The 26,404-nt window shown below is 73.0% G+C and carries 23 protein-coding genes; 14 read left to right on the top strand and 9 right to left on the bottom strand.

Annotated elements, in window-relative coordinates; translation table 11 throughout:
• Positions 1-4: 4 nt before the first annotated feature.
• The gene (locus ABZ951_RS24120) at positions 5-301 is read right to left on the bottom strand and encodes an MTH1187 family thiamine-binding protein (RefSeq protein ID WP_344092720.1); all 297 of its coding nucleotides are present in this window, start codon (positions 299-301) and stop codon (positions 5-7) included.
• Positions 298-642: a DUF3817 domain-containing protein gene (locus ABZ951_RS24115; RefSeq protein ID WP_344092718.1), complete on the bottom strand. Its 345-nt coding sequence runs from the start codon at positions 640-642 to the stop codon at positions 298-300. Before ABZ951_RS24115 ends, ABZ951_RS24120 begins: the two co-directional genes overlap by 4 nt.
• 158 nt (positions 643-800) lie before the next feature.
• Between ABZ951_RS24115 and ABZ951_RS24110 the strand changes: the two genes are divergently transcribed.
• The 4 genes from ABZ951_RS24110 (at position 801) to ABZ951_RS24095 (ending at position 3,428) form a co-directional block, all read left to right on the top strand.
• Entirely contained in the window at positions 801-1,439 is a 639-nt protein-coding gene (locus tag ABZ951_RS24110) for an AIM24 family protein (RefSeq protein ID WP_344092716.1), read from the top strand.
• Positions 1,439-2,089 (top strand): AIM24 family protein, encoded by a 651-nt coding sequence (locus ABZ951_RS24105; protein WP_344092714.1) that lies wholly within the window; start codon positions 1,439-1,441, stop codon positions 2,087-2,089. The genes ABZ951_RS24110 and ABZ951_RS24105 overlap by 1 nt, the downstream gene beginning before the upstream one ends.
• Entirely contained in the window at positions 2,086-2,850 is a 765-nt protein-coding gene (locus ABZ951_RS24100) for an AIM24 family protein (protein ID WP_344092712.1), read from the top strand. Before ABZ951_RS24105 ends, ABZ951_RS24100 begins: the two co-directional genes overlap by 4 nt.
• A 101-nt stretch (positions 2,851-2,951) precedes the next feature.
• Entirely contained in the window at positions 2,952-3,428 is a 477-nt protein-coding gene (locus ABZ951_RS24095; RefSeq protein ID WP_344092796.1) for a MarR family transcriptional regulator, read from the top strand.
• Positions 3,429-3,472: 44 nt separating this feature from the next.
• Here the strand turns inward: ABZ951_RS24095 and ABZ951_RS24090 are convergent, their stop codons facing one another.
• The 5 genes from ABZ951_RS24090 to ABZ951_RS24070 all read right to left on the bottom strand — a co-directional run bounded on the left by ABZ951_RS24090 (position 3,473) and on the right by ABZ951_RS24070 (position 11,353).
• On the bottom strand, positions 3,473-5,506 hold the full coding sequence (locus ABZ951_RS24090) for a transglycosylase domain-containing protein (RefSeq protein WP_344092710.1): 2,034 nt from the start codon (positions 5,504-5,506) through the stop codon (positions 3,473-3,475).
• Positions 5,507-5,626: 120 nt separating this feature from the next.
• On the bottom strand, positions 5,627-6,538 hold the full coding sequence (locus ABZ951_RS24085; protein WP_344092707.1) for a nitroreductase/quinone reductase family protein: 912 nt from the start codon (positions 6,536-6,538) through the stop codon (positions 5,627-5,629).
• A gap of 312 nt (positions 6,539-6,850) precedes the next feature.
• Positions 6,851-9,040, bottom strand: coding sequence for an FUSC family protein (locus ABZ951_RS24080; RefSeq protein WP_361280657.1), 2,190 nt, complete (start codon positions 9,038-9,040; stop codon positions 6,851-6,853).
• A 123-nt stretch (positions 9,041-9,163) separates the two neighbouring features.
• Positions 9,164-10,120, bottom strand: coding sequence for a methylmalonyl Co-A mutase-associated GTPase MeaB (gene meaB, locus ABZ951_RS24075; RefSeq protein WP_344092702.1), 957 nt, complete (start codon positions 10,118-10,120; stop codon positions 9,164-9,166).
• Positions 10,121-10,177: 57 nt separating this feature from the next.
• Positions 10,178-11,353 (bottom strand): acetyl-CoA C-acetyltransferase, encoded by a 1,176-nt coding sequence (locus ABZ951_RS24070; RefSeq protein ID WP_344092794.1) that lies wholly within the window; start codon positions 11,351-11,353, stop codon positions 10,178-10,180.
• Positions 11,354-11,525: 172 nt separating this feature from the next.
• Here ABZ951_RS24070 and mce point away from each other — a divergent pair, with 172 nt between their 5' ends.
• From mce to ABZ951_RS24030, 8 genes are all read left to right on the top strand, one after another.
• A complete protein-coding gene (gene mce, locus ABZ951_RS24065; protein WP_344092700.1) occupies positions 11,526-11,966 on the top strand; it encodes a methylmalonyl-CoA epimerase in 441 nt (146 codons plus the stop codon).
• A 179-nt stretch (positions 11,967-12,145) separates the two neighbouring features.
• Complete coding sequence (gene scy, locus ABZ951_RS24060) at positions 12,146-17,020, top strand: polarized growth protein Scy (protein ID WP_361280655.1); 4,875 nt, start codon at positions 12,146-12,148, stop codon at positions 17,018-17,020.
• A 114-nt stretch (positions 17,021-17,134) separates the two neighbouring features.
• Positions 17,135-18,073 (top strand): cellulose-binding protein, encoded by a 939-nt coding sequence (locus ABZ951_RS24055; RefSeq protein ID WP_215081657.1) that lies wholly within the window; start codon positions 17,135-17,137, stop codon positions 18,071-18,073.
• A 132-nt stretch (positions 18,074-18,205) separates the two neighbouring features.
• Entirely contained in the window at positions 18,206-19,189 is a 984-nt protein-coding gene (locus ABZ951_RS24050) for an ATP-binding cassette domain-containing protein (protein WP_344097658.1), read from the top strand.
• Positions 19,190-19,193: 4 nt separating this feature from the next.
• Positions 19,194-19,964, top strand: a complete 771-nt coding sequence (locus tag ABZ951_RS24045; protein ID WP_344097655.1) for an ABC transporter permease — start codon at positions 19,194-19,196, stop codon at positions 19,962-19,964.
• A gap of 154 nt (positions 19,965-20,118) precedes the next feature.
• Entirely contained in the window at positions 20,119-21,066 is a 948-nt protein-coding gene (locus ABZ951_RS24040; protein WP_344097653.1) for a hypothetical protein, read from the top strand.
• A 78-nt stretch (positions 21,067-21,144) separates the two neighbouring features.
• The gene (locus tag ABZ951_RS24035) at positions 21,145-22,365 is read left to right on the top strand and encodes an ATP-binding cassette domain-containing protein (RefSeq protein ID WP_344097650.1); all 1,221 of its coding nucleotides are present in this window, start codon (positions 21,145-21,147) and stop codon (positions 22,363-22,365) included.
• On the top strand, positions 22,362-23,306 hold the full coding sequence (locus ABZ951_RS24030; protein WP_344097648.1) for an ABC transporter permease subunit: 945 nt from the start codon (positions 22,362-22,364) through the stop codon (positions 23,304-23,306). Before ABZ951_RS24035 ends, ABZ951_RS24030 begins: the two co-directional genes overlap by 4 nt.
• Positions 23,307-23,323: 17 nt before the next feature.
• On the opposite strand, the gene ABZ951_RS24025 is transcribed toward ABZ951_RS24030, so the two are convergent.
• On the bottom strand, positions 23,324-23,656 hold the full coding sequence (locus ABZ951_RS24025) for an ATP/GTP-binding protein (RefSeq protein WP_344097645.1): 333 nt from the start codon (positions 23,654-23,656) through the stop codon (positions 23,324-23,326).
• Between the two features lie 201 nt (positions 23,657-23,857).
• Between ABZ951_RS24025 and ABZ951_RS24020 the strand changes: the two genes are divergently transcribed.
• On the top strand, positions 23,858-24,883 hold the full coding sequence (locus tag ABZ951_RS24020) for an LLM class flavin-dependent oxidoreductase (RefSeq protein WP_344097643.1): 1,026 nt from the start codon (positions 23,858-23,860) through the stop codon (positions 24,881-24,883).
• Between the two features lie 138 nt (positions 24,884-25,021).
• On the opposite strand, the gene ABZ951_RS24015 is transcribed toward ABZ951_RS24020, so the two are convergent.
• Complete coding sequence (locus tag ABZ951_RS24015; RefSeq protein ID WP_344097641.1) at positions 25,022-25,414, bottom strand: SCO5389 family protein; 393 nt, start codon at positions 25,412-25,414, stop codon at positions 25,022-25,024.
• A 212-nt stretch (positions 25,415-25,626) separates the two neighbouring features.
• On the opposite strand from ABZ951_RS24015, the gene nucS reads away from it, so the two are divergent.
• Positions 25,627-26,289 (top strand): endonuclease NucS, encoded by a 663-nt coding sequence (gene nucS, locus ABZ951_RS24010; RefSeq protein WP_344097639.1) that lies wholly within the window; start codon positions 25,627-25,629, stop codon positions 26,287-26,289.
• Positions 26,290-26,404 lie beyond the last annotated feature (115 nt).

Below are 26,404 nucleotides of genomic sequence, written 5' to 3'. Positions count from 1 at the left end.
CGCGTCAGCCCTCGGCGAGGTACCGCTCCACCGTCTCCACCTTCGACGTCAGGCCGTCCGTGACGCCCGCCCGGATGTCGGCCTTCAGGACGAGGGACACCCGGCCCGCCCGTGCCTCGACCGCCGCGACGGCGCGCTTGACGACGTCCATGACCTCGTCCCACTCGCCCTCGACGGACGTGAACATCGCGTCCGTACGGTTCGGCAGGCCGGACTCCCGCACCACGCGCACCGCCTCGGCGACGTACTCGCCGACGTCCTCACCCACACCGACCGGTGAGACGGAGAATGCGACGATCATGCGTTGACCACGCCTTCCTTGCGGGCGCGGGCGGCGATGAGGCTCGCCTCGGCCTCGCGGCGCAGCATGCGCTCGGCGAAGAAGCCGCCCGTGGGCAGGACGGAGAGGACGAAGTAGAGCGCGGCGGTCTTCACGCTCCACTTGGTCTTGTTCCAGGCGTCCGCCCAGAAGATCACGTAGATCACGAACAGGATGCCGTGGATCGCCCCCATGACCGGCACCCCGTTGAAATCGGTGGTGCGCTTGAGCACGGAGCAGACCATCAGCAGCAGAAAGGAAACGGCCTCCGGTGCGGAGACCAGGCGGAGCCGGCGCAGGGCGGAGGCGGTCTTGATGTCCACGGGGGCACACACCTTCGTGAGTGGCAGGGCGACTACAGCTTGTGACGGCATTCACAAGCCGGTCCATTGTCGCAGCTCGGATGTCGATCAAGAGATCCGGGTCCGATCCGGGACCAAGGGCCTGTCGGAGGGGCGGGCCGTGCCGCTAGCGTCATGGGGTGGCTCAGTTTCGGCTCCAGGGGAGCAAAGTACTCGCCGTCGATCTCTCGGGCGACGCGGTCAAGGCCAAGAACGGGGCCATGGTCGCGTACGAGGGCGAGATGGCGTTCAAGAAGATGACCGGTGGCGGTGACGGCCTGCGCGGCATGGTCACCCGCCGGCTCACCGGCGAACAGATGGAAGTCATGGAGGTGAAGGGCCACGGCACCTGCTATTTCGCCGACCGGGCGAGCGAGGTCAACCTCGTCACGCTGAGCGGCGACACGCTGTACGTCGAGGCCAGCAATCTGCTGTGCACGGACGCGTCCCTGCGCACCGGCACCTCCTTCACCGGGCTGCGCGGCGCCTCCCAGGGCACGGGCCTGTTCACCACCACCGTCGAGGGCACCGGCCAGGCGGCGATCATGTCGGCGGGCACGGCGATCGTGCTGCGGGTGACCCCGGCCATGCCGCTGCAGGTCGACCCGGGCGCGTACATCGCCCACACGGGCAAGCTCAAGCAGCACTTCCAGTCGGGTGTCAATTTCCGCACGGTCATCGGCGAGGGATCCGGCGAGGCGTTCCAGATCCGCTTCGAGGGCGACGGACTGGTGTACGTCCAGCCCAGCGAGCGCAACACCATCGGAGGCGACGTCTGATGCCCTTCCGGCTCCTCAACTCGCGGATGGTCGAGGCCCACGTCGTCCCCGGGCAGCGGATGTTCAGCCAGCGCGGCGCGATGCTCGCCTACCGGGGCGACGTCTCCTTCACGCCCAGCATCACCGGCGGCCAGGGCGGTGTGATGGGGATGATCGGCCGCCGGATCGCCAATGAGGCGACGCCGCTGATGACCGTCGAGGGCAGCGGAACGGTGATGTTCGGCCACGGCGGCCACCACGTCCAGGTGGTGGAGCTCGCCGGCGAGACCCTCTACGTGGAGGCCGACCGGCTGCTCGCCTTCGACGGCTCCCTCCAGCAGGGCACGATGTTCATGGGGTCGCAGGGCGGCGTGATGGGCATGGTGCGCGGCCAGGTGAGCGGCCAGGGGCTGTTCACCACCACGCTCAAGGGGCACGGCGCGGTGGCGGTCATGGCGCACGGCGGGGTGATCGAGCTGCCGATCCGGCCCCAGCGGCCCGTGCACGTGGATCCGCAGGCGTACGTCGCCCACCGCGGCGAGGTGCGCAACAAGCTCTCGACGGCGATCGGCTGGCGCGACATGGTCGGCCGCGGCTCGGGCGAGGCGTTCCAGCTGGAGCTGTCGGGCGAGGGCACGGTGTACGTGCAGGCATCGGAGGAGAAGCTGTGAACGGCCCGGTCATCCATGACGCCGCGACGCTCCCGGCGGACGACAACGTCAACCCGTACGCCTTCAGCGTGGACCTCGACGGCCAGTGGTTCCTGCAGAAGGGCAAGATGATCGCCTACTACGGGCGCATCGAGTTCAACGGCATCGGCCACGGCCGCCTGGACCGGCTGATCGCCTCCAGCTTCCACTCCCCCCTGCACGCCGCCGACTGGGTGGTCGCCGAAGGGCAGGGCAAGATGCTCCTCGCGGACCGCTCCTTCGACGTCAACTCCTTCGATCTGGAGGACGGCAACCTCACGGTCCGGTCGGGCAATCTGCTGGCCTTCCAGCCGTCGCTCTCCCTCAAGCAGTCGATCATCCCGGGCTTCCTGACGCTGATCGGCACGGGCAAGTTCGTGGCGGCGTCCAACGGTCCGGTCGTCTTCGTGGAGCCGCCGATCCGGGTGGACCCGCAGGCGCTCGTCGGCTGGTCCGACTGCCCGTCGCCGTGCCACCACTACGACCACCAGTACCTGCGCGGGGTCCTGGGCGGGGTGCGGGCGCTGACGGGCGTGGGGGGCACCTCCGGTGAGGAGCACCAGTTCGAGTTCGTCGGGGCGGGCACGGTGCTGCTGCAGTCCACCGAGCAGCTCATGGCGGAGATCGCGACGGGCGCGACGCCCCAGCAGGCCGGCGTCCCGGGCGCAAGCCCTGCGAATCAGCCATCCACCCCTCGCATGCCCGGCCAGCTGGGGGACCTCCAGCGCCGCTTCGGGCTGTGAGCGGTACCCTGCAGAGTGTGACGGGTCGAACGCCTGACCTGACACCTCGCGTCCTTAGTGGTTAATCTTTCAACTTTCTTAGGTAGAATTCCTCTATGTCTATGGACACCGAGAACGGCACCCGCTGGCTCAGCGAAGAGGAACAACGCGCCTGGCGCGCCCACCTGGACGTCAGCCGGCTGCTGATGCACCAGCTGGAGCGGGATCTCCAGCCGTTCGGCCTCACCAACAACGACTACGAGATCCTCGTCAACCTCTCGGAGTCCGAGGACCACCGGATGCGGATGAGCGACCTCGCGACCGCCACCCTGCAGTCCAAGAGCAGGCTCTCGCACCAGATCACCCGCATGGAGAACGCGGGCCTGGTCCGCCGCGAGAACTGCGAGTCCGACCGGCGCGGTCTGTACGCGGTGCTCACCGAGCAGGGCTGGGAGACGATGCGGGAGGTCGCACCGCACCATGTCGCCTCCGTGCGGGAGCACTTCATCGATCTGCTGGGCGAGGCGGATCTGAAGTCCCTGCACGCGTCCCTGGCGCCGGTGGCCCAGCATCTGCGGTCCGCGCGGGGCCGGTCCTAACCCGAGCGGCGCACGGCGGGAGGCCCGCCGTGCGCCGGCCGCTCTCAGGAGCGCGCGGCGCCCGTGTAGTCGCCCCAGATCCGGGCGGGGAAGACGTTCCCCCGCCGGGAGTCCTCCCCTCCGACGTCCGACATCGGCAGCAGCTGCGGCTCGGTCGGCTTGGTACGGAACATCGTCACGGCGGTGGACAGCTCCTTCGTGCTGCCGACGAACCACGCGGACCTCAGCCGGTCCTGGTCGCCGGTCCGCCCGGCCGCGAACGCGCCGGCCTTCGCGGCGGCGGCCGGGTCCATGTCCTCGACGCTCTTCGCGCCCACTTCCCGGAGCGTGTCGAAGACGTCGTCGGCCACGTCCTTCGGAAGGGCCCGCCGGGCCTTGGCCCGGCTGTCGAAGCCGCCGACGGGGGTGCCGTCCTTGAGGAGCTTGGTCACCGAGTACGGGTCGTTCTGCAGGCCGCGGTTGGCGAACGTGCCGTACGCCCCGGCCATCCGGATCGCGCTGGGGGTCGAGGTGCCGATGGGAAAGGTCTGTTCCAGCTTGGCCATGCTGTCCTTGAGCAGGCCGGCGCCGACGGCGGTGTCCCGGACGTTCTCCAGGCCCACGTCCCGGCCGAGCCGGCCGTAGGTGGCGTTGCCGCCGGTCGCGAGGGCCTGTCCCAGGGTGGGGTGCGCGTCGTCGGGGCCCTCGGGCGAACCGGCCGGGGCGCCCTCGTCCGCGGCGTCCTCCGAGGAGTCGTCCGCGGCGGGCCGCAGCTTGCCGTCCTTGCCGTAGAAGCTGCCGGGTGTCACCTCCCGCCGCTCGTCGTCGCCCGCCTCGGGGCGCGCGCCGTGCCGGAGCGCCGCCGCGAGGACGAACGGCTTGAAGGCCGACCCCGCGGGCACCCCGGCGGTGTCGGCGTTGTTGGCGAAGTGCTTCGTGGCGTCCGGGCCTCCGTACAGGGCGAGGACGGCGCCGTCCGAGGGCCGCACGGAGGCGGCGCCGACCTGGACACCGGCGTCCTCGGGGCGCTTGCCTTCGTCGATGTTCCGGTCCAGGACGCCCTGGACGGCCTGCGTCAGCTGCCGCACCCGGTTCTTGTCGAAGGTGGTGTAGATCTTGTAGCCGCCGTGGGCGAGATCCTGGTCGGTGAGCATCGCGCGCTGCTTGATGTTCTTGTTGGCGACGTCCACGAGGTAGCCGGTCTGGCCGCCGAGGCTGGTGGACAGGGACTGCTTGCGGGGCTCGGGGTACTCCCGGTAGGTGTCCCGCTCCTTCTGCGGGAGCAGGCCGACGGCCACCTGCCGGTCGAGGATCCACTTCCAGCGGTCCACGGCGCGCCGGTGGTTCCCCTCGCTCACCGACGGGTCGTACAGCTCGGCGCCCTTGAGCAGGGAGGCGAGCACGGCGCTCCTGCTCGGGTCGAGCTTCTTGGCGGGGATGCCGTAGTACGCCTGTGCCGCCGCCTCGATGCCGTAGGCGCCGCGCCCGAACCAGCTGGTGTTGAGGTAGCCCTGGAGGATGTCGTCCTTGCTCTTCGTCCGGTCCACCTTCAGCGAGATGACGAACTCCTTGACCTTCCGGGAGACGGTCTGCTCCTGGGAGAGGTAGGTGTTCTTCACGTACTGCTGGGTGATGGTGGAACCGCCCTGGGTCTCCTCCCCCTGGGCGGTGCTGGCGAACGCCCGGAGGATGCCCTTGAACGACACACCGGCGTCGCTGTAGAAACTCGCGTTCTCGGCGGCTATCACGGCGTTCCGGGCGCTCTCCGGCACGTCGGACAGCTTGACGATGTTCCGGTTCACCTCCCCCAGGCTCACCATCTGGGAACCGTCCGACCAGTAGTAGGTGTTGGCCTCCTGGCGGGCGGCCGCGTTCTCGTCCGGGATGTCGACGGCCGCGTAGACACAGGCGAAGAGGCCGGCGACGCCGCCCACGAGGACGGCGACGACGGCGAGGACCTGCCGCCACGACGGGAGCCAGCGCCGCACACCGCGCCGGCCGCGCCGCGGGTAGTCGACGAAGCGCCTGCGAGCCTTGTCGGCCGTCTTCTCCCTCCTGGTGCGGCGGGGGCGCGCTGTGGTGGTCCGGTGCTTGCTCAAGGGTCGGTCGCTCCTGAACGAGGCGTCTCCCTGCGGAAAGGGCTGTACAGAGAAGGACGACCTTGAACAAGGTCCGGTTCGATCATGTGTATGAGCGTTGTGTGACATCCCCCCGCCGGGTCAGGCGGCCGGCGGGCCCGGGGGCCAGGGGATCTCGGCGAGGACGGGGATCAGCGACTCTTCCTCGTAATCCAGATGGGCCGTCAACTGCCGTGACATGCGTCGCAGTTCGGTGCGGAAACGGGTCGGGTCTGCGGTGCCGATGTCGGCCAGCAGCGCGGCCAGTTCGCCCTGGACGGCCGCGACCGTGCGGTGTTCGTCCCGGATCCGCTCCAGCGCCCCGCGCAGGTGGGGGTGGTGCTGGGCCAGAGCCGGGAAGAGGTGCGCGTCCTCGGTGGTGTGGTGGAACTCCAGGGACTGGCAGAACGCCAGGCAGTGCTGCCGGATCTGGAGCCCCAGCCCGGGCGGCGGCGGCGCGCCCGGCCCCCGGTGGGCGGCCCGGGCGGCGAAGTGGGCGTCGGTCTCGGCGCGGACGTGCCGCAGCTGCGCGCGCAGCCAGGTGTGGACCTCCAGGAGCTTCTCCGCGAGGTTGGTGACCTCCCGGGCGGCCTCCCCGGCCGGGACGCGCTCCAGCGCCACGACGGGCAGGATCCGGCTCGTGCGCTCCTGGTACTCCCCGTACCCCGGCTCGACGTCCGCCACGTGCGCGAACAGCCGGTCGCGGCGCTCGCCCTCGGCGGGCACGGCGACCGCTTCGTACTCCTCGGTGCCGATCTCCACGCTCACCACGGGGTGGGCGAGGAGGTTGTGGTACCAGGCGGGGTGCCGGGGCGCGCCGAGGTTGGACCCGATGATCAGCAGCAGGCCGTCGTGGCGGACGTAGCCGAGCGGGGTGGTGTGCGGCTCGCCCGACTTGGCGCCGGTGGTGGTCAGCAGGAGGAGGTCGGCGCCCTCGAAGGGGCCGCCGACCTTTCCTCCGTCGGCCCGGAACTCCTCGATGACGGACTGGTTGAAAGATGTGGGCGTGGACATGCGGATGCGGTCTCCGGTGAGGTGTGGTCCGCGGTGGCACGCGCGGCGGCGGCACGGGCCGCACGGGGGCGCCGGGCCCGCGGATCGATCAAGGGAAGACGTACGGACGCGCCGACGTCGGGACGTCGGGGCAGGCGGCTGGGCCTGCGGGTACGTCAGACGCGGGGTGCGGAGGATGAGCTCATGGCGTGGTCCCTCGATGATGGTGTTCGCCCGATCGCCGTCCTGCCCACTGCTCTTCGGTCGGCGTCACGCGACACGTGATCATTGAAACCACCCGGGCGGCCGCCTGTCAACGCCGCGGGCCGGCGGTCAGCCGGGGTGTCTCGCGGCGCGGACCGTCGCCCGGCGGGCTCGTTCCGCGTCGTGGGCCACTCCGGTCAGCCACGCCTCGATGTCGGTGATCAGCAGGGCGTCGTCCACCGTCATCCCGTGCGCCTGCGGGTGACAGGCCAGCCGCAGGGGCCCCGACGCGCTAGCGGGGTACGGGTGCGGCGGCGCGTCCGGGGCCGGGGGCGGCGGGGTCCGCAGGGTGTCGGCGGTGCGCAGGCACTCCGCGGCCACCCGGTCGGCCAGCGTCGACAGTTCGGCGGCCGCCTCCACCGGCAGCGGCTCCCCGGCACCCTCATGACGGCGCGTCAGCATCAGTTCGCCGCCGACGACGACGTGGCGGCCGGGCAGCATGACGGCCTCCCAGGACGGGTCGGCGGCGTGCCGGGAGGCGGTCTCCGTGCGGTACTGGAGGTAGCAGGACCCGGCCAGATCCTGCTCTCTGCGGAGCGGCTTCAGCCGCGCTCCCGTGAGGTCGCGGCCGTCGGACAGCTGGGCGGTGACCGCCTTCACCCCCTCGGCGGCCAGGCTCAGGAAGTCCCGTACGACGCAGCGCAGTTGCCCGTGGCCGCCGCGCGGCCAGGCGAGCAGGCTCGCCGCCATGCCCAGGGAGCCGCCCACCAGGACGTCGACGAGCCGCACGGCGGGCAGCTGCCACTCGGGGGGCGCGATCTGGGCGAAGAGCACCATGAAGGTGAGGGTCATCGCGGCCTGCGTCCAGGCGGGCCCGAGGACGGGGCCGACGCTGAAGCCCACCAGGATGACGACGGGGGTGGCGACCGCGTAGAAGACGGGCACGTCCCCCACCAGCATGAGCAGCAGGGTGGCGACGGCGCCGCCGAGGGCCGTGCCCACGAAGGCGGGGACGAGCGCGCCGCGGGTGTCGGCCGCCGAGGTGCGCATCAGGCTCAGGGTCCCCAGCAGCACCCAGAAGCCGTGCGGCAGGTCCAGGACCCCGGCCACCAGGCGGGCGCAGGCGAGGGCCACAGCCAGGCGGAGGGCGTTCTGCAGGAGCACCGAGCGGAGCGTCAGGTGCAGGCGGAGCCGCCGCCACCAGCGCCTCAGGGGGCCGGCGAGGGCGTAGGCGAACGGGCCGCCGGGGTCGCGCCACCTCGGGCCGGGCTGTGCCCCGCACGCGATCCGGGCGGCCTCGCAGGCCAGCAGGGCACCCTCGGCCGCCGACCGGACGACCGCGCCCTGCCGCAGCCGTTCGGGCGTGACGCCGCCGTGGTGCTCGGCGCGCGCGGTGTCGAAGGCCCGCACGGCGCCGGACAGGGTGTCGCCGCCGGGCTCGGGCGTCCCGGCCCGCAGGGTGCGCGCGGCCTGCCGCAGGGCCTCGGCGGCCGCCTCCAGCAGGCGGGCGGCGGCGGGGTCGGGGACACAGCCGCCGAGGGGGCCCCGGCCGAGGCTGTCGAGCTGGTTGCGGAGGTGCCGGGCGGCGGCGCGGGAGTGGTTGAGGGCACGGTCGCGCAGGGAGGCGGCGGTGGGGCGTTCCGTCGGGGGCACCTGCGAGAGCCGGGTGGCGTGCAGGGCCCGGTCGGCCGCCTCGCCCAGCTCCCGGACGGCGGGCCCGGGCCCGCCGTCCGCCAGGAGCCGTCCGACGGCGCCGCAGTAGCCGGCCAGGGCGGCCGTCGCGTCGGCGAGGCGCACCCGGTACGGGCGCGGGGCCGGGTCGGCCCACAGCAGCCGGTCGGCGACGGTGGTGAGCAGGATGCCGGCCGTGAGCCCGGCGAGCCGGTCGCCCAGCGTCTCGGGGGCGTAGGGCGGGAAGCACGGGAGGACGTAGTAGAGCTGGAAGGCGGCGGCGGGCCCGGCCGGCCGCGGGGCGCCGATCCCCAGGAACGAGACGGCGAAGCCCACCACGAGCATGCCGCAGGCCGCGGCCCAGTCGCTGACGGCGAGCAGGGTGCCTGCGGTGACCAGCGCGCAGCCGACGGGCAGCACCACCAGGAAGACCGGGGTGCGCTGCCGCGCGGGCCCGGGGAGCTGCGCGAAGAGGACGAGGGGCAGCGCGCCGAACATGGCGTAGAGGGCCATGACGCGCTCGTCCAGGGCGTAGGCCAGGGTGTAGAAGCCGGTGCAGCCGGCCACGGTCACCCAGACGGCGCGCCGCACGGCCGGCGGCCCCTCCTCGCGGCTCAGGAGCCGGCGGACGGGCCGGGTCACGTCCACGGGTGGGCCCGGGGTGCCGGGCCCGGGCGCAGGGGGCGCGGGGCCGAGCCGGTCGTCGGGGGGCGGATCACACTGTCACCCTCGGGCGGGCCGCCGGTCACCGCAACCGGAGCGCCCCCGGGCTCAGGTCTCGGTGATCCCCGCGACCAGTTCGTCCGCCGCGGTGTACGGGTCGAGGGTGCCGGCGACGATCCGCTCGGCGAGGGCGCCGAGCCGCCGGTCCCCGTGGAGGTCGCCGATCCGCTCGCGCAGGGTGGTCACCGCGATGGTCTCCACCTCGCGGGCGGCCCGGGCCGCGCGCCGCTCCGCGAGGATGCCGCGCTCTTCCATCCACGCCCGGTGCTTCTCCAGGGCGGCGACGACCTCGTCGGTGCCCTCGCCGCGGGCGGCCACCGTCTTGACGACGGGGGGCCGCCAGTCTCCGGGGCCGCGGGAGGCGCCCAGGCCCAGCATGTGGCCCAGCTCGCGGACGGTGGCGTCGGCGCCGTCGCGGTCGGCCTTGTTGACGACGTAGACGTCACCGATCTCCAGGATGCCCGCCTTGGCGGCCTGGATGCCGTCGCCCATGCCGGGGGCGAGCAGCACCACGGACGTGTCGGCCTGGGAGGCGATCTCCACCTCGGACTGGCCGACGCCGACGGTCTCGACCAGGATCACGTCGCAGCCCGCCGCGTCCAGCACCCGGATGGCCTGCGGGGCGGCCCAGGCCAGCCCGCCGAGGTGGCCGCGGGTGGCCATCGAGCGGATGTAGACGCCGGGGTCACAGGCGTGGTCGGACATCCGCACCCGGTCGCCCAGCAGGGCGCCCCCGGAGAAGGGGGACGAGGGGTCGACGGCCAGCACCCCGACGCGCTTGCCCGCCCGCCGGTAGGCCGAGACCAGGCCCGACGTGGAGGTCGACTTGCCGACCCCGGGCGAACCCGTCAGCCCCACGACGTACGCCCCGCCGGTCAGCGGGGCGAGCGCCGCCATCACCTCGCGCAGGAGCGGAGACGCCCCCTCCACCAGGGAGATCAGCCGGGCGACGGCGCGCGGCCGGCCTTCCCGGGCCTGCTCGACCAGTGTGGGGACGTCCGCCATGTCTGCTCCGATCCGCGCTTTCGGGGTGCTCCCGGCCCGCCGGTTACCTACCCCCGGTCACTTCTTGGGCACGCGGACGATCAGGGCGTCGCCCTGGCCGCCACCGCCGCACAGGGCGGCCACGCCGACGCCGCCGCCGCGCCGCTTGAGCTCCAGCGCCAGGTGCAGGACGGTGCGCGCGCCCGACATGCCGATGGGGTGGCCGAGCGCGATGGCACCGCCGTTGACGTTCACCTTGTCGGGGGAAACGCCGAGGTCCTTGATTGACTGCACGAGGACGGCGGCGAACGCCTCGTTGATCTCGATGAGGTCGAGGTCCTCGACGGTCAGCCCCTCCTTGCGCAACGCGTGGTTGATCGCGTTGGAGGGCTGGGAGTGGAGGGAGTTGTCGGGGCCGGCCACGTTGCCGTGGGCGCCGATCTCGGCGATCCACGCGAGGCCCAGCTCCTCGGCCTTGGCCTTGCTCATCACGACGACGGCCGCGCCGCCGTCGGAGATCTGCGAGGAGGTGCCGGGGGTGATCGTGCCGTCCTTGGCGAAGGACGGGCGGAGCTTGGCGAGGACCTCGACGGTGGTGTCGCCGCGGACGCCCTCGTCCTTGCTGAAGACGACCGGCTCGCCCTTGCGCTGCGGGATCTCCACGGGGGTGATCTCCGCCTCGAAGACGCCGTTCTTCTGGGCGGCGGCGGCCCGCTGGTGGGAGCGCGCGCCGAGCTCGTCCTGCGCGGCGCGGCCGATGCCGAGGCGGGTGTTGTGCTTCTCGGTGGACTCGCCCATGGCGATGTTCTCGAAGGAGTCCGAGAGGCCGTCGTGGTGCATCGAGTCGAGCATCTCGATCGAGCCGTACTTGTAGCCCTCACGGGACTTGGGGAGCAGGTGGGGGGCGTTGGTCATCGACTCCATGCCGCCCGCCACGACGATCTCGAACTCGCCCGCGCGGATGAGCTGGTCGGCGAGCGCGATGGCGTCGAGGCCCGAGAGGCAGACCTTGTTGACGGTCAGGGCGGGGACGCTCATGGGGATGCCGCCCTTGACGGCCGCCTGGCGGGCGGGGATCTGGCCCGCGCCGGCCTGGAGGACCTGACCCATGATCACGTACTGCACCTGGTCACCGCCGATGCCCGCCCGGTCCAGCGCGGCCTTGATGGCCAGGCCGCCCAGGTCGGCCGCGGAGAACGACCGCAGGGACCCGAGCAGCTTGCCCATGGGCGTACGGGCGCCCGCGACGATCACGGAGGTGGTGCCGGTCGAACCGTTCGTACCAGACATGAGGCGCGGCCCCTTCGAGCGAGAGGTTAACGATGGTTTCCGTCAATGTACTGAGCGGTAGGCGCCCGGTCACCGGGCGGAAGGTGTGATCGCGCGCACGTTGCGTAACCGAGCCGGAGGGCGGTGCACTGGTTCCATGCTGACGCGCATCGACCACATCGGGATCGCCTGCTTCGACCTCGACACCACTGTCGAGTTCTACCGTGCCACTTACGGCTTCGAGGTGTTCCACACCGAAGTCAACGAAGAGCAGGGCGTACGTGAGGCCATGCTCAAAATCAACGAGACCTCCGACGGCGGGGCCTCCTACCTCCAGCTCCTGGAGCCCACCAGGGAGGACTCGGCGGTCGGCAAGTGGCTCGCCAAGAACGGCGAGGGCGTTCACCACATCGCGTTCGGTACGGCGGACGTGGACGGCGACGCCGCGGACATCCGGGACAAGGGCGTCCGGGTCCTCTACGACCAGCCGCGCACCGGTTCCATGGGCTCCCGCATCACCTTTCTCCACCCCAAGGACTGCCACGGCGTACTGACCGAACTGGTCACCTCGGCACCCCCCGCGGACCCTGAGCACTGACCCGCACCTCCCCCGGCCGGTAGAGTGCTGGTTCGGCCGGGGTTCATGGGGTGGGGGCCCGGCCCAGGCTGTACCGATGATCTGACACCATTTCTTCGGAAGGGCGGGCTCCGGGTTCCACCGGTTACGCGGGACAGGGCCGGCCGCCAACGCGACCAGGGGACGGATGGGACCGCGCAGTGCGGGGCAACGACCGCTACGAGGCTGACGACCACCTCTCGCAATTCGAAGCCGAGATGGAGCGGCTGAAGAAGGAGCGGGAGAAGGCGGTCCAGCACGCCGACGACCTCGGCTACCAGGTCGAGGTGCTGCGCGCCAAGCTCCACGAGGCGCGCCGCAATCTCGCCCATCGCCCGGCGTACGACACCGCCGACATCGGGTACCAGGCGGAGCAGTTGCTCCGCAATGCCCAGATTCAGGCCGAACAGCTGCGCACCGACGCCGAGCGCGAGCTGCGGGAGGCGCGCGCCCAGACGCAGCGGCTGCTGCAGGAGCAGGCCGAGCGCCAGGCCCGGATGGAGGCCGAGCTCCACGCGGAGGCGGTCGCCCGCCGCCAGCGCCTGGACGAGGAGCTCAACGAGCGCCGCCAGACCGTCGAGTCGCACGTCAACGAGAACGTCGCCTGGGCCGAGCAGCTGCGCGCCCGCACGGAGTCCCAGGCCCGCAGGCTGATGGAGGAGTCCCGGGCCGAGGCCGAGCAGTCGCTCGCCGCGGCCCGCGCGGAGGCCCAGCGCCTGACCGAGCAGGCCCGCGGCCGGCTCAACGCCGCCGCCGAGGAGGCCCGCGCCGAGGCCGAGGCCCTGCTGCGCCGGGCCCGCGCGGACGCGGAGCGGCTGCTGGCCGCCGCCTCCGCCCAGGCCCAGGAGGCCACCGACCACGCCGAGCAGCTGCGCACCGCGACCAGCTCCGAGTCCGACCAGGCCCGGGCGGCCGCGGCCGAGCTGACGCGCGCCGCCGAGGCGCGGATCCAGGAGGCCGACACGGCCCTGCGCGAGGCGCGGGCCGAGGCCGAGAAGGTCCTCGCTCAGGCGAAGGAGTCCGCCACCCGGCAGCTGTCCTCCGCCGAGTCGGAGAACGAGCAGCGCACCCGCACCGCCAAGGCGGAGATCGCCCGCCTGGTCGGCGAGGCCACCAAGGACGCCGAGGCCCTCAAGGCCGAGGCCGAGCAGCTGCGCGACGACGCCAAGGCGCAGGCCGACCGGCTGCTGGCCGAGGCCACCGAGAAGGCCCGCAGCGCGGCCGCCGAGGACTCCGCCGCCCAGCTGGCCAAGGCCGCCCGGACCGCGGAGGAGATGCTGACCAAGGCGTCCGAGGACGCCCGGGCCGCCACGAAGGCGGCCGCGGCCGAGGCCGAGCGGATCCGCCGCGAGGCCGAGGCGGAGGCCGAGCGGCTGCGCGGGCAGGCCGCGGACACCGCCGAGCAGCTCAAGGGCGCGGCCAAGGACGACACCAAGGAGTACCGCGCCAAGACCGTCGAGCTCCAGGAGGAGGCCCGGCGGCTGCGCGGCGAGGCCGAGCAGCTGCGCGCCGACGCCGTCGCCGAGAGCGAGCGGATCCGCGGCGAGGCGCGCCGGGAGGCGCTCCAGCAGATCGAGGAGGCGGCCAGCACCGCCGAGGAGCTGCTCGCCAAGGCCAAGGCCGACGCGGAGGAGACCCGCGGCGGGGCGAGCGCCGAGAGCGAGCGCGTGCGCGCCGAGGCCGCCGAGCGGGCCGCCGGGCTGCGCAAGCAGGCCGAGGAGGCCCTGGCCCGGGCCCGGGCCGAGGCCGAGGAGATGGCCGAGGAGGCCGAGGACCACGCCGAGCGCACCCGGACCGAGGCCGCCGAGGCCGCCCGGCAGCTGCGCGAGGAGGCCGAGCGGGCCGCCGGGGCGCGGCGCGAGGAGGCCGAGGCCGAGCTGACCCGGCTGCACACCGAGGCGGAGACCCGCGTCGAGGCCGCGGAGGAGGCGCTGCGCGAGGCCCGTGCGGAGGCCGAGCGGCTGCGCCGGGAGACCGCCGAGGAGACCGAGCGGCAGCGCACGGAGTCCGCGGAGCGGGTGCGGACCCTGCGGGAGCAGGCGGAGACGGAGGCGGAGCGGCTGCGGGCCGAGGCCGCCGCGGAGGCCGCCGCCGCCCGCGCCGAGGGCGAGAGCGCCGGCACCCGGCTGCGCGCCGAGGCCGCCGCGGAGGCGGAGCGGCTGCGCTCGGAGGCTCAGGAGAAGGCCGACCGGGTGCGTGCGGAGGCGAACGCCGCCGCCGAGCGGACGGCCGCCGAGGCCGCCGAGGCGCTCACGGCTGCCCAGGAGGAGGCCGCCCGGCGCCGCCGGGAGGCGGAGGAGCTGCTGGGCGACGCCCGGACCGAGGCACAGGCCGAGCGCGAGGCCGCCCGCGAGCAGAGCGAGGAGCTGCTGGCTTCGGCCCGCAAGCGGGTCGCCGAGGCGCAGGAGGAGGCGCAGCGGCTGGTCGAGGAGGCCGAGCAGCGCGCCTCGGAGCTGGTCTCGGCCGCGGAGCAGACAGCCCAGCAGGTGCGGGACGCCGTCGCGGGGCTGCACGAGCAGGCCGAGGAGGAGATCGCCGGGCTGCGTTCGGCCGCCGAGCACAACGCCGAGCGGACGGTCACCGACGCCCAGATCGAGGCGGACCGGGTCCGTGCCGACGCCTACGCCGAGCGGGAGCGGGCCGGCGAGGACGCCGCCCGGACCCGCGCGGAGGCGCAGAGCGCCTCCGAGGCCGCCAAGGCGCTCGCCGAGCGCACGGTCGCCGAGGCGATCGAGGAGGGCCGGCGCCTGGAGGCGGAGGCCGCCCGGACCCTGGACGAGGCCCGCGAGGCCGCGGGGGCCCGCCGCACGGAGGCCGCCGAGCAGGCGGACGAGTTGCTCGCCGAGGCCATGGCCGAGGCGGAGCGGATGGTCACCGAGGCCGAGGCGGCGGTGGAGACCGCGCAGCGGGAGGCCGCCCGCACGGCCGACGAGGCCCGGGCGGCGGCCGATGCCCGCCGCACGGAGGCCGCGGAGCAGGCGGACGCGCTGCTGGCCGAGGCCACGACGGAGGCGGAGCGGCTCGTCACCGAGGCGGCCCGCACCGTCGACGAAGCCCGCAAGACCGCCGAAGCCCACCGCACCGAGGCCGCCGAACAGGTCGACGCGCTGCTGGCCGAGGCCACGACGGAGGCGGAGCGGCTCGTCACCGAGGCGGCCCGCACCGTCGACGAAGCCCGCAAGACCGCCGAGGCCCACCGCACCGAGGCCGCGGAGCAGGCCGACGCCCTGATGGCCGAGGCCGTCGCCGAGGCGGATCGGCTGCAGGCCGAGTCGGCGCGCACGCTGGAGGAGGCCCGCGAGGCCGCCGCGGCACAGCGGGCGGAGGCCGCGGCCGAGGCCGAGCGGCTGGTGGCCGAGGCGGCCCGCACGGTGGACGAGGCCCGCGAGGCCGCCAACGCCCACCGCACGGAGGCGGCCGAGCAGGCCGACGCGCTGATCGCCAAGGCCACGGCCGAGGCGGAGCGGATGGTCTCCGACGCGTCCGCGAAGGCGCAGCAGATGCGTACGGACGCCTCCGACGCGCTGGCGGCGGCCGAGCAGGACGCGGCGCGGGCGCGCGCCGAGGCCCGCGAGGACGCGAACAAGATGCGTTCGGACGGCCACGCCGAGGCGGAGCGGATCGTCAACGAGGCGACCGAGCTGACCTCTTCCGCGCAGGACGACGCGGACCGCATCGTCGACGAGGCGCGGGAGGCGGCGAACGCCCACCGCACGGAGGCGGCCGAGCAGGCCGACGCGCTGATCGCCAAGGCCCAGGAGGAGGCCGAGCGCATGGCCGCCGAGGCCGCCGCGGCCATGGCGAAGGCCCGCGAGGCCGCGAAGGCCCACCGCGCTGAGGCGGCGGCCGAGGCCGAGCGGACGCGGGCGGACGCCGCGGCGGAGGCCGAGCGGCTGCGGGCCCAGGGCGCCGAGGCGCTGGAGCAGGCCCGGGCCGAGGCGACCCGTACGGCGGACGAGGCCCGGGAGGCAGCGAACGCCCGCCGCTCGGAGGCCGCCGAGCAGGCGGACACCCTCATCGCCGAGGCCACGGCCGAGGCCGAGCGGATGGCCGCGGAGGCGGCGGAGGCGCTCAGCTCGGCGCAGGAGAACGCCAACAGCACCCGGGCGGACTCCGCGAAGCTCAAGGCCGACGCCGTCATGGAGGCGGAGCGGCTGCGGGCCGAGGCGCGGGCCGAGGGCGAGCGGACGGTCGACGAGGCGCGGGAGGCGGCCGCCACCCGGCTCAACGAGGCCGGCGAGAAGGCCGACGCGCTGATCGCGAAGGCCCAGGAGGAGGCCGTGCGCACCGCGGCGGCCGCCGAGGAGCAGGCCGACACCATGGTCGGGGTGGCCCGCCGGGAGGCGGAGCGCATCGTCGCCGAGGCCACCGGTGAGGGCAATGCCCTGGTGGAGCAGGGCCGGGCGGACGCCAACACCCTGCTCGCCGAGGCGCGCGGGGACGCCACCGCCATAAGGGAGCGCGCCGACGAGCTGCGCACCCGGGTGGAGAGCGAGGTCGAGGAGCTGCACGACCGGGCGCGCCGGGAGGCGTCCGAGGCCATGCAGTCGGCGGGCGAGCGCTGCGACAAGCTCGTGGCGGCCGCGACGGAGCAGCTCGCGGAGGCCGAGGAGAAGGCGAAGAAGATGGTCTCCGACGCCAGCAACGAGGCGAGCAAGGTCCGGCTCGCCGCGGTGCGCAAGGCCGAGGGGCTGCTGAAGGAGGCGGAGCAGAAGAAGGCCGCCGTCCTGCGCGAGTCCGAGGCCATGCTCAAGGAGGCCGAGCAGCGGAAGAACGCCGCTGTACGCGAGGCGGAGCGCCTGCGCACCGAGGGTGCGGAGGAGGCCAAGCGCCTCGTCGAGGAGGGAAAGCGGGAGTTGGGGGTGCTGGTGCGCCGCCGCGAGGACATCAATGCCGAGATTTCCCGTGTCCAGGACGTGTTGGAAGCGTTGGAGTCTTTTGAAGCCCCGGGGGCGGGAAGCGCCAAAGAGGGCGGGGTGAAGGCAGCAGCGGGTGCGGGTGCAACTCGATCGGGTGGCAAGCAGTCACAGAAGTAGCCACTCAAACGGGGGGACATTCTCCGGATCTGCCAACCATCTACTCGATGACACGCCGCTCGCACCCCTAGGATTCCCTCTATCACCTCACCGGTCTCTTATGACAGGAACCCCATGAGTGACACTTCCTCCCCCTTCGGCTTCGAGCTCGTGCGGCGTGGATACGACCGCGGCCAGGTGGACGACAGAATCACCAAGCTCGTCGCCGACCGTGACAGCGCACTCGCGCGCATCACCTCTTTGGAAAAGCGCATCGAGGAACTGCACCTCGAAACGCAGAATGCTCAGGCCCAGGTCAACGACGCGGAGCCGTCCTACGCGGGGCTGGGGGCCCGGGTCGAGAAGATCCTGCGGCTGGCCGAGGAAGAGGCCAAGGATCTGCGGGAGGAGGCCCGTCGCGCGGCCGAGCAGCACCGCGAGCTCGCCGAGTCGGCCGCTCAGCAGGTGCGCAACGACGCCGAGTCGTTCGCCGCCGACCGCAAGGCGAAGGCGGAGGACGAGGGCGCCCGGATCGTCGAGAAGGCCAAGGGCGACGCCGCCACCCTGCGCGCCGAGGCACAGAAGGACGCGCAGTCCAAGCGTGAGGAGGCGGACGCCCTCTTCGAGGAGACCCGTGCCAAGGCCGCCCAGGCCGCCGCGGACTTCGAGACCAACCTCGCCAAGCGCCGTGAGCAGTCCGAGCGCGATCTGGCGTCCCGTCAGGCCAAGGCCGAGAAGCGGCTGGCGGAGATCGAGCACCGGGCCGAGCAGCTGCGCCTGGAGGCGGAGAAGCTGCGGACGGACGCCGAGCGCCGGGCCCGCCAGACGGTGGAGACCGCGCAGCGCCAGGCCGAGGACATCGTGGCCGACGCGAACGCCAAGGCGGACCGGATCCGCAGCGAGTCCGAGCGCGAGCTGGCGGCGCTCACCAACCGCCGCGACTCCATCAACGCCCAGCTGACCAACGTCCGCGAGATGCTCGCCACCCTGACCGGCGCGGCCGTGGCCGCGGCCGGGGCCCCCGGTGACGACGAGCCGATCTCCCGCGGCGTCCCGGCCCAGCAGAGCCGCTGACCGCGACGACCCCGTACGCCGACGCCCCGTGTGACGCCTGAGGTGACGCCCGGGGCGCCGGCGCGTGCGGGGGTTCATCCGGACGGCCCGACACCGGTGGCGGGCCGGCGCGGGTGCCCTTACCGTGGCTGAATGATCGAGCTGCGGGGTCTGACCAAGCGCTACGGCGACAAGCTCGCCGTGGACGGCCTCACCTGCACCGTGCGGCCCGGGATCGTCACGGGCTTCCTGGGCCCCAACGGCGCGGGCAAGTCCACGACGATGCGCATGATGCTCGATCTGGACAACCCGACGGCCGGCACGGTGCTCATCGACGGCCGGCACTACCGGCAGCTGAGGGATCCCTTGCGGACCGTCGGCGCCCTCCTGGACGCCAAGGCGATGCACGGTGGTCGCAGCGCCTACAACCATCTCCTCTGTCTGGCGCAGAGCAACGGCATCCCGCGCGCCCGGGTCCGGGAGGTTCTGGACACGGTGGGGCTCTCCTCGGTGGCCGGAAAGCGCTCCAAGGGCTTCTCGCTCGGCATGGGCCAGCGGCTGGGCATCGCGGGCGCGCTGCTGGGCGACCCGCAGATCCTGATGTTCGACGAGCCGGTCAACGGCCTGGACCCCGAGGGCATCCACTGGATCCGCAATCTGATGAAGAACCTGGCGTCCCAGGGGCGTACGGTCTTCGTCTCCTCGCACCTGATGAGCGAGATGGCGCTGACCGCGGACCACCTGGTGGTCATCGGCCAGGGCCGGCTGCTGGCGGACACCAGCATGGCCGACTTCATCGCGCAGAACTCCCGGTCGTACGTGCGGCTGCGCTCCCCCGACCGCGAGCGGCTGCTGGACGCCCTGGCGCAGGACGGCATCGCGCACGTGACGGGGGTGGACGGCTCGCTGGAGGTGGACGGCGGGGACGCCGCGCGGCTCGGTGAGCTCGCGGCGCGGCACCGGATCGTGCTGCACGAGCTGAGCCCCCAGCGGGCTTCCCTGGAGGAGGCGTTCATGCAGCTCACCGCCGAGTCGGTGGAGTACCACGCGCACAGCGGCCCGGTCCCGCCGCCGGGCCCGGGGCAGCCGCCCCCGGGAGCCGGCTGGGGATCCGACTGGCGCAAGAAGGGATCCTGAGCCGATGTCCCTGGTGACGCAGGTACTGCGATCGGAATGGACGAAGATCAAATCTGTCCGTTCCACGGTGTGGACGCTCGGTCTTGCCCTGGTGGTGACCGTCGGACTGGGCGCGTTGATCAGCGCTTTCACCAAAAGCAACTTCAAGGATCTGTCCACCGAGGACCGGCTGGCTTTCGATCCGACGTTCACGAGTTTCGCGGGTATGGGTCTCGGCCAGCTCGCAATGATCGTTTTCGGGGTGCTGGTCGTCTCCAACGAATACAGCACGGGAATGATCCGGACTTCCCTGGCCGCGGTTCCGCAGCGCGGCATCTTTCTCTTCAGCAAGATCGCCGTCGCCACTCTGCTGGTATTCGTCGTCGGCATGATCACGAGTTTCGTGGCGTTCTTCGTCGGCCAGGCGATGCTCGGCAGCCACCGGGCCGATCTCGGCGATCCCGGGGTCCTGCGGGCCGTCATCGGCGGCGGGCTCTATATGACGCTGATCGCGATGTTCTCGATGGGGGTCGCCACGATGCTGCGCAGCCCCATGCTCTCGCTCGGCATCCTCATGCCGTTCTTCTTCCTGATCTCGGCCATCCTGGGCAATGTCTCGGCCACCGAGAAGGTCGGCCAGTACTTCCCCGACCAGGCCGGTCAGAAGGTCATGCAGGTCGTCACCTTCAACGACGACAAGCCGTACGGGCCCTGGGGCGGGTTCGCGATCATGGTGGTGTGGGTGGTGGCCGCCCTGATCGGCGCGTACGTGGTGCTGAGGAAGCGTGACGCTTGAGGCGCTGCGGGGCGGGCGGCACCCCGGGACCGCCGCCCGCCCCGCGGGACCGGAGCCGTCCGCCCGGAAAGACCGGAAAGACCGGCAGGACGGGCAGGGCCGGCAGGACGGGCAGGGCCGGCAGGACGGGAAGAGCCGGAAGGACCGGAGCCCGGTGACCGACCGCAGCCTGGCGGCGCTCGGCCTGGCCGGCGCGCCCGCCGAGCTGCCGCTGACCTACCCCGGCCGGCCGGTCACCGAGCCCGCCCTGCTCACCGGCGGGGAGCTGCTCCCGCTGCGCGTGGCGGCGGGCGCCCGGCTCGGCGCCTGGACGGTGGTGGCGGCCATGGACCACCCGCGCAGCGCGCCGGACGGCGACCCCGAGGAGGAGCCGGAGCTCGACCGCCTGCTCGGCCACCTCGGCCTCCCCGCGGCCGACGCCCGGTACCCCGTCGTCGCCGTGGGCTCCAACGCCTCCCCCGCCCAGCTCCACCACAAGCTCGACGGCGCCGGCCTCTCCACCACCGTGCCGATGGTCCCGGTGTTGGTGCGGGGCCTGGCCGTGGGCTGCTCCGGGCACATCGGGCGGCACGGTTACGTAGCCGCGACGCCCTACGCCGATCCGGCCGGCGAGCAGGCCCTGGTGATCAGCTGGCTGGACGGCGCGCAGCTCGCCGCGGTCGACGCGACGGAGCTCAACTACCGGCGGGTGCTGCTGCCCGGCACCGGCTTCCCGATGGCCATGCCGTCCGGGGAGCGGCTGGCCGGCGCGTACCTCTACGTCAGCTCCCACGGCGTCCTGACCGACCCCGCCACCGGGCTGCCCCGCCCCGGCGGCGGTGACCAGCGCGCCCTTCTGACCCGACTGCTCGCCGGCTCCGCGGCCCTGCGCCGCCTCCTGGGGCCCGGCCCCGAGGTCTGGGTCGCCCGGGCGGCGGCGGATCCGGCCGCCCGTGAGGCGGGGAAGCAGGTGTTCCGGCGCGAGGGCTGGGTCCGGACGGCCGACGGCCTCCCGGCGCCGCCGGCCGACGGCGCCGCGCCCGCCGACCGCGCCTACGGGGAGCTGCCACCGCTTCTCACCGAGAGTGATGCGGCCTTTACCTCATCCGTAAATCTCACATAACGGGAACCGTCAGTTCGTCGTTATGCTCCTAACCCTTACGGGGGCCCATGCCCCGCAACAGCTCGCGAGGGGCGGAGAATGATCGAGGCAGTCGGTCTGACGAAGCGCTACGGCGCCAAGACGGCCGTGCACAATCTGTCGTTCCAGGTGCGGCCGGGGGCCGTCACCGGCTTCCTGGGCCCCAACGGGTCCGGCAAGTCGACGACGATGCGCATGATCCTGGGTCTGGACACGCCCACCTCGGGACACGTCACCATCGGCGGCCACCCCTTCCGGGGGCTCGCCAACGCCCCCCGCCAGGTCGGTGCCCTCCTCGACGCGAAGGCCGTGCACGGCGGGCGCAGCGCCCGGCTGCACCTGCTCTCCCTCGCCCAGCTCGGGGGCATCCCGGCCCGCCGGGTGGACGAGGTGCTCGGCGTCGTGGGCCTGCAGAACGTGGCGCGCAAGCGCTCCAAGGGCTTCTCGCTCGGCATGGGCCAGCGCCTGGGCATCGCCGCGGCGCTGCTCGGCGACCCTCAGGTGCTCCTCTTCGACGAGCCGGTCAACGGTCTGGACCCCGAGGGCATCCTGTGGGTCCGCAACCTCATGAAGCAGCTCGCCGCCGAGGGCCGCACGGTCTTCGTCTCCTCGCACCTGATGAGCGAGATGGCGGTGACCGCCGACCACCTCATCGTCATCGGGCGCGGCCAGCTGATGGCCGACATGAGCGTGAAGGACTTCATCTCGGCGAACTCCGCGGACTTCGCGCGCGTCCGCACCCCCGACACCGAGCCGGAGGGCCGCGAGAAGCTCGCGGCCGCCCTCGCCGAGGCGGGTGCCCAGGTGCTGTCCGAGCCGGACGGCGCGCTGCGCGTCACCGGCGTCCCGCTGCCCCGCATCAGCGACATCGCCCACGACAGCGACATCCGGCTCTGGGAGCTCTCTCCGCACCAGGCTTCCCTGGAGGAGGCGTACATGCGGATGACCCAGGGCGCCGTCGACTACCGCTCGACGGCCGACCAGAAGGCCGGCCTCCAGCAGCCCGCGGGCCCCTACGGGTACGCGCCCGGCGCCCCGCAGCAGCAGGGCTGGGGAGCGCCGCAGGGCAATCCCTACCCGGCGCTGCCCGGCGAGCAGCCCAACCCGTACGCCCAGCAGCAGCCGCAGCAGCCCGCTATGGCCCCGGCCGTCACAGCGGCCCCCGCAGCCCCGGCCGCACCGCCGGCACCTCCCGCGCCCGAGGCCCCGGACGCACCTGTGGACGCACCCGTATCCGCCCCCGCCGACCTGACCAAGCGTGACAGCGAGGACGCCCGATGACCGCCCCCCAGCCTCCGATGCCCCCGCAGGCCGCACCGCAGGCGCCCCCGCCGGCGCCCGCGCCGGCCGGTGCCTACGCGCAGCCCGTGCCGCACCAGCGGCCCGGCGCCGCGCCCATGGCCGGGTACGTCTCCCCCATCCCGATGCGCAGGGCGACCCTCGGGGACGCCCTCGCCTCGGAGTGGACCAAGATCCGCTCGGTGCGGTCGACGCTCTGGACGCTGGGCGTCATGGTCGCGCTCATCCTCGGCATCGGCGTGCTGTTCTCCGCCATCGCCGCCGCGTCGGGCGACGACATCGACGCGGGTGACGCCTCGCCGCTGGGCTTCGGCGTCTTCGGCGTGCTGCTGGGCCTGCTGTGCGTGGTCACCCTCGGGGTGCTGACGATCTCCGCCGAGTACGGCACCGGGATGATCCGTACGACGCTGACCGCCTGCCCCGACCGGGCGCGGGTGCTCACGGCCAAGGCGCTCGTATTCTTCCTGCTGGTCTTCGCGACCACCGTGGTGTCCACCCTGCTGGTCGCGATGATCGGGTCGTCGCTGCTGGCCGATCACGGCCTCCGCGAGGCGAACGGCTCGGAGTGGCTGCGCGGCACGGTCGGCGTCAGTCTGTTCGTGGCCCTGGTGGGTCTGATCGCGCTCGCCATCGGCACGCTGGTGCGGCACTCCGCCGGTGCGATCACCGCGATGCTGGGCGTCGTCCTGCTGCCGCTGATCCTGACGATCTTCATGGCCGGCGAGACCCTCGCGGACGTGCGGGAGTTCCTGGCGACGTACTCGATCCCGGTCCAGCTCTTCGCCCTCTACAGCGGCAACAGCGACGACATCAGCGGCGACGTCCTGCCGTTCGGCACCTGGTCCCCGGTGTTGATCATGCTGGGCATCGCGGCCGCCGCGCTGGCCGCCGCGTACGCCTCGCTGCTCAAGCGCGACGCGTAACGACCCGCCCGCCGCGGTCAGTAGCGCGGCGCCTGACGAGACCGCTGGAGCCGCGCGCTCCGGCGGTCTCGCGCGTTCCAGCACGCCTTGTGCCAGTGGCGCCGGTCCTCCACCCCGCTGCCGTACTGCGGCCAGGCGACGAGGTGCGGGACCCCCGGCGGGATCTCCTGGTCGCAGCCGGGGCAGCGGTAGTGCTTGGCGGCCGCGCCGCCGCCGATGGTGCGGACGGCCCACTCCTCCCCCTGCCAGCTCTCCGAGCGCTCCAGTCCGTAGCGCTCGGCACCACCCTCGCGGGGAGCGTCTGCGGGCTTGTCTGCGCCGCCTCGCGGGCGGTTTCGGCGCGGGGACACGGGGCACCTCGAAGGTCTGGGGAGCTACGGGCCGTGACCAGGTTACGCGTCACGGTGACCATCCCCGACAGGCGTCCCCCCGGCGCCCACCGCACGTTCTCCGATCATCATGAAAACTTCACGCCGGGCCGTGCCCAGGGCACGTGTCAGGCGTTATTTCCGTGGGGGATGCCGCGTCGGTCGCTAGGAGGAGTAAGAGCGATGCGCGTTGGAGCATTCGTCGTAGCCGCACAGTTCCCCGGTCAGGGGCACGGGGAAGCACTGCACCGCGCCGTGCGGTCGGCCGTGGTCGCCGAGGAGGCCGGGCTCGACGCCGTCTGGCTCGGCGAACACCACTTCGTCCCGTACGGCGTCTGCCCGTCCGCGGTGACCCTGGCCGCCCTGCTGCTGGGCCGCACCCGCCGGATCGAGGTGGGCACGGCGGTGAGCGTCCTGCCGACCGCGCATCCGGTCGCGCTGGGTGAGCAGGCCGCGCTGCTGCACCTGACGTCCGAGGGCAGGTTCACCCTGGGGGTCGGCCGCGGGGGCCCGTGGGTGGACCTGGAGGTCTTCAACACCGGTCTGGGCGCCTACGAAGAGGGGTTCCCGGAGTCCCTCGAATTGCTGATGCGCTGGCTGCGCGAGCCCCGGGTGAGCGCCACCGGGCCGCGCTTCACCTTCCGCGAAGTCCCCGTCGTGCCGCGCCCCGACGACCTGGAGGATCGTTCCGTCCCGCCGGTGATCGTGGCCTGCACCTCGCCCGCGAGCGTCCGGCTGGCCGCCGGGCAGGGGCTGCCGATGCTCCTGGGGATGCACAGCGGGGACGAGGAGAAGGCGGAGATGGTCGCCCTGTGGCGCAAGTGCGCCCGGGAGGCGGGGCTTTCGCCGGAGGCGGTGGCGGGCGCCGGTCATGTGGCGGCGGGCGTCGCCCAGGTCGGGGACCGGCCGCGGGAGGCCGCGGAGCTGCTGCTCAAGACCCTGCCGGGCTGGTTCCACCACGGCCTGGCCGCGCATGTGACCGTCGACGGCCGGGCCCGCCGGATGCGCGACCCGCTGGAGTACACGCGGCTGCTCTGCGAGCTCCACCCCGTGGGCACGCCCCGGCTGTGCGCGGACCGCCTCGCCGCCACCGCCGAGCGCACGGGCATCACCCGCTTCGCGCTCCTCACCGAGGGCTCCGGCGATCTGGCCGCCACCGAGGACAACGTCCGCCGGCTGGGCTCCGAGGTGCTCCCCCTGCTTGTCTGATACTCGTCCGGCCCGGGCCGCTTCCGCGGCTCCGCAATCCACACATCACTCGCACTGCGCCCGCGCGCGCCGCCGATCACGCGGGGGAGCTGCCGCTCCTCACTGATTCGCCTCCCGCGTGCGGAGCGGCAGCGATATTCAGCAGTCCCGCAGCTCAGGAGACTGGTTCAGCAGCTGGCCGCGGATGGAGGTGAAACGGGCGAGGCGGTCGTCGACCGAAGGGTCGAGAGGGAAAACCGCTACTCGATGGCAGTTCTGGAACGCCAGGCGCACTCCGAAGTGCCGCTCCAGCGCACCGCGGATCGCGTCACTCGCCAGGGCGCGCAGCAGCTGCCCGCGGGCCCGCTCGTCCGGCGGAGGCGTCTGATTGTCGGCGAACTCACCACCGTCGATCTTCAGCCGGGCCACCAGGGAGCTGATCATCTCCCATGCGTACGGCAGGGAGGTCCGGACGCAGTCGACGAATTCCGCTTCGTCGACCTCGCCTCGCTCGGCCTGTTCAAGGAGGGCCGGTGAGACGTCGAGCGACATGAGTTCTCCTTTGCTCACAACCCCAGCGAGCAGGGTCTAGGGATGGGCGAGCGGACGACGACGCCCTGTGCCCGCACGCCGGCCGCCCGCATCAACGGTAAATCGGCCACTGCGGGGGCACCAGGAGAACGCACCGACAACCAGCCACGCCCGGAGCGGGTTTAGAGGGGCGAATCGCGTCAAGTGGCCGGTGTCGAGTAGCGTGGTTCACCATGCGTCTCGTCATTGCCCGTTGCTCCGTGGACTACGCGGGCCGGCTCACCGCCCACCTCCCTTCCGCCCCGCGACTGATCCTCGTCAAGGCGGACGGCAGCGTGTCGATCCACGCGGACGACCGTGCCTACAAACCCCTCAACTGGATGTCCCCGCCGTGCACCCTGAAGGAGGGCGACGGGGACGTGTGGACGGTGGTCAACAAGGCGGGCGAGAAGCTGATCATCACGATGGAGGAAGTCCTCCACGACTCCTCGCACGAGCTCGGCGTCGACCCCGGCCTGATCAAGGACGGGGTGGAGGCGCACCTGCAGGAGCTCCTCGCGGACCGCATCGAGATCCTCGGCGACGGCTACACCCTGATCCGCCGCGAGTACCCCACGGCCATCGGCCCGGTCGACATCCTGTGCCGGGACGCCGACGGCGCCACGGTGGCGGTGGAGCTCAAGCGGCGCGGTGACATCGACGGCGTCGAACAGCTCACGCGCTATCTGGAGCTCCTCAACCGCGACCCGCACCTGGCTCCCGTGCGCGGCGTCTTCGCCGCGCAGGAGATCAAGCCGCAGGCGCGCGTGCTCGCGACGGACCGGGGCATCGGCTGCGTCGTGCTGGACTACAACGCGATGCGGGGCATCGAGGACGACAAGTTGCGGCTGTTCTGATCGGTGGGGGGCGCCCTGCGCCGGCGGCCGCGGTCGCGACGGCGGTCAGGGTCACCGCGCCGCCCATGACCAGCAGCCGGGTCCGCTCGGCCCGCACGCCCAGGGCGTAGGCCGC

Source organism: Streptomyces sp. NPDC046215 (assembly GCF_040646215.1).
In the GTDB taxonomy this organism is placed as follows: Bacteria; Actinomycetota; Actinomycetes; order Streptomycetales; family Streptomycetaceae; genus Streptomyces; species Streptomyces stramineus.
This window is presented reverse-complemented; position numbering and strand designations above follow the sequence as displayed.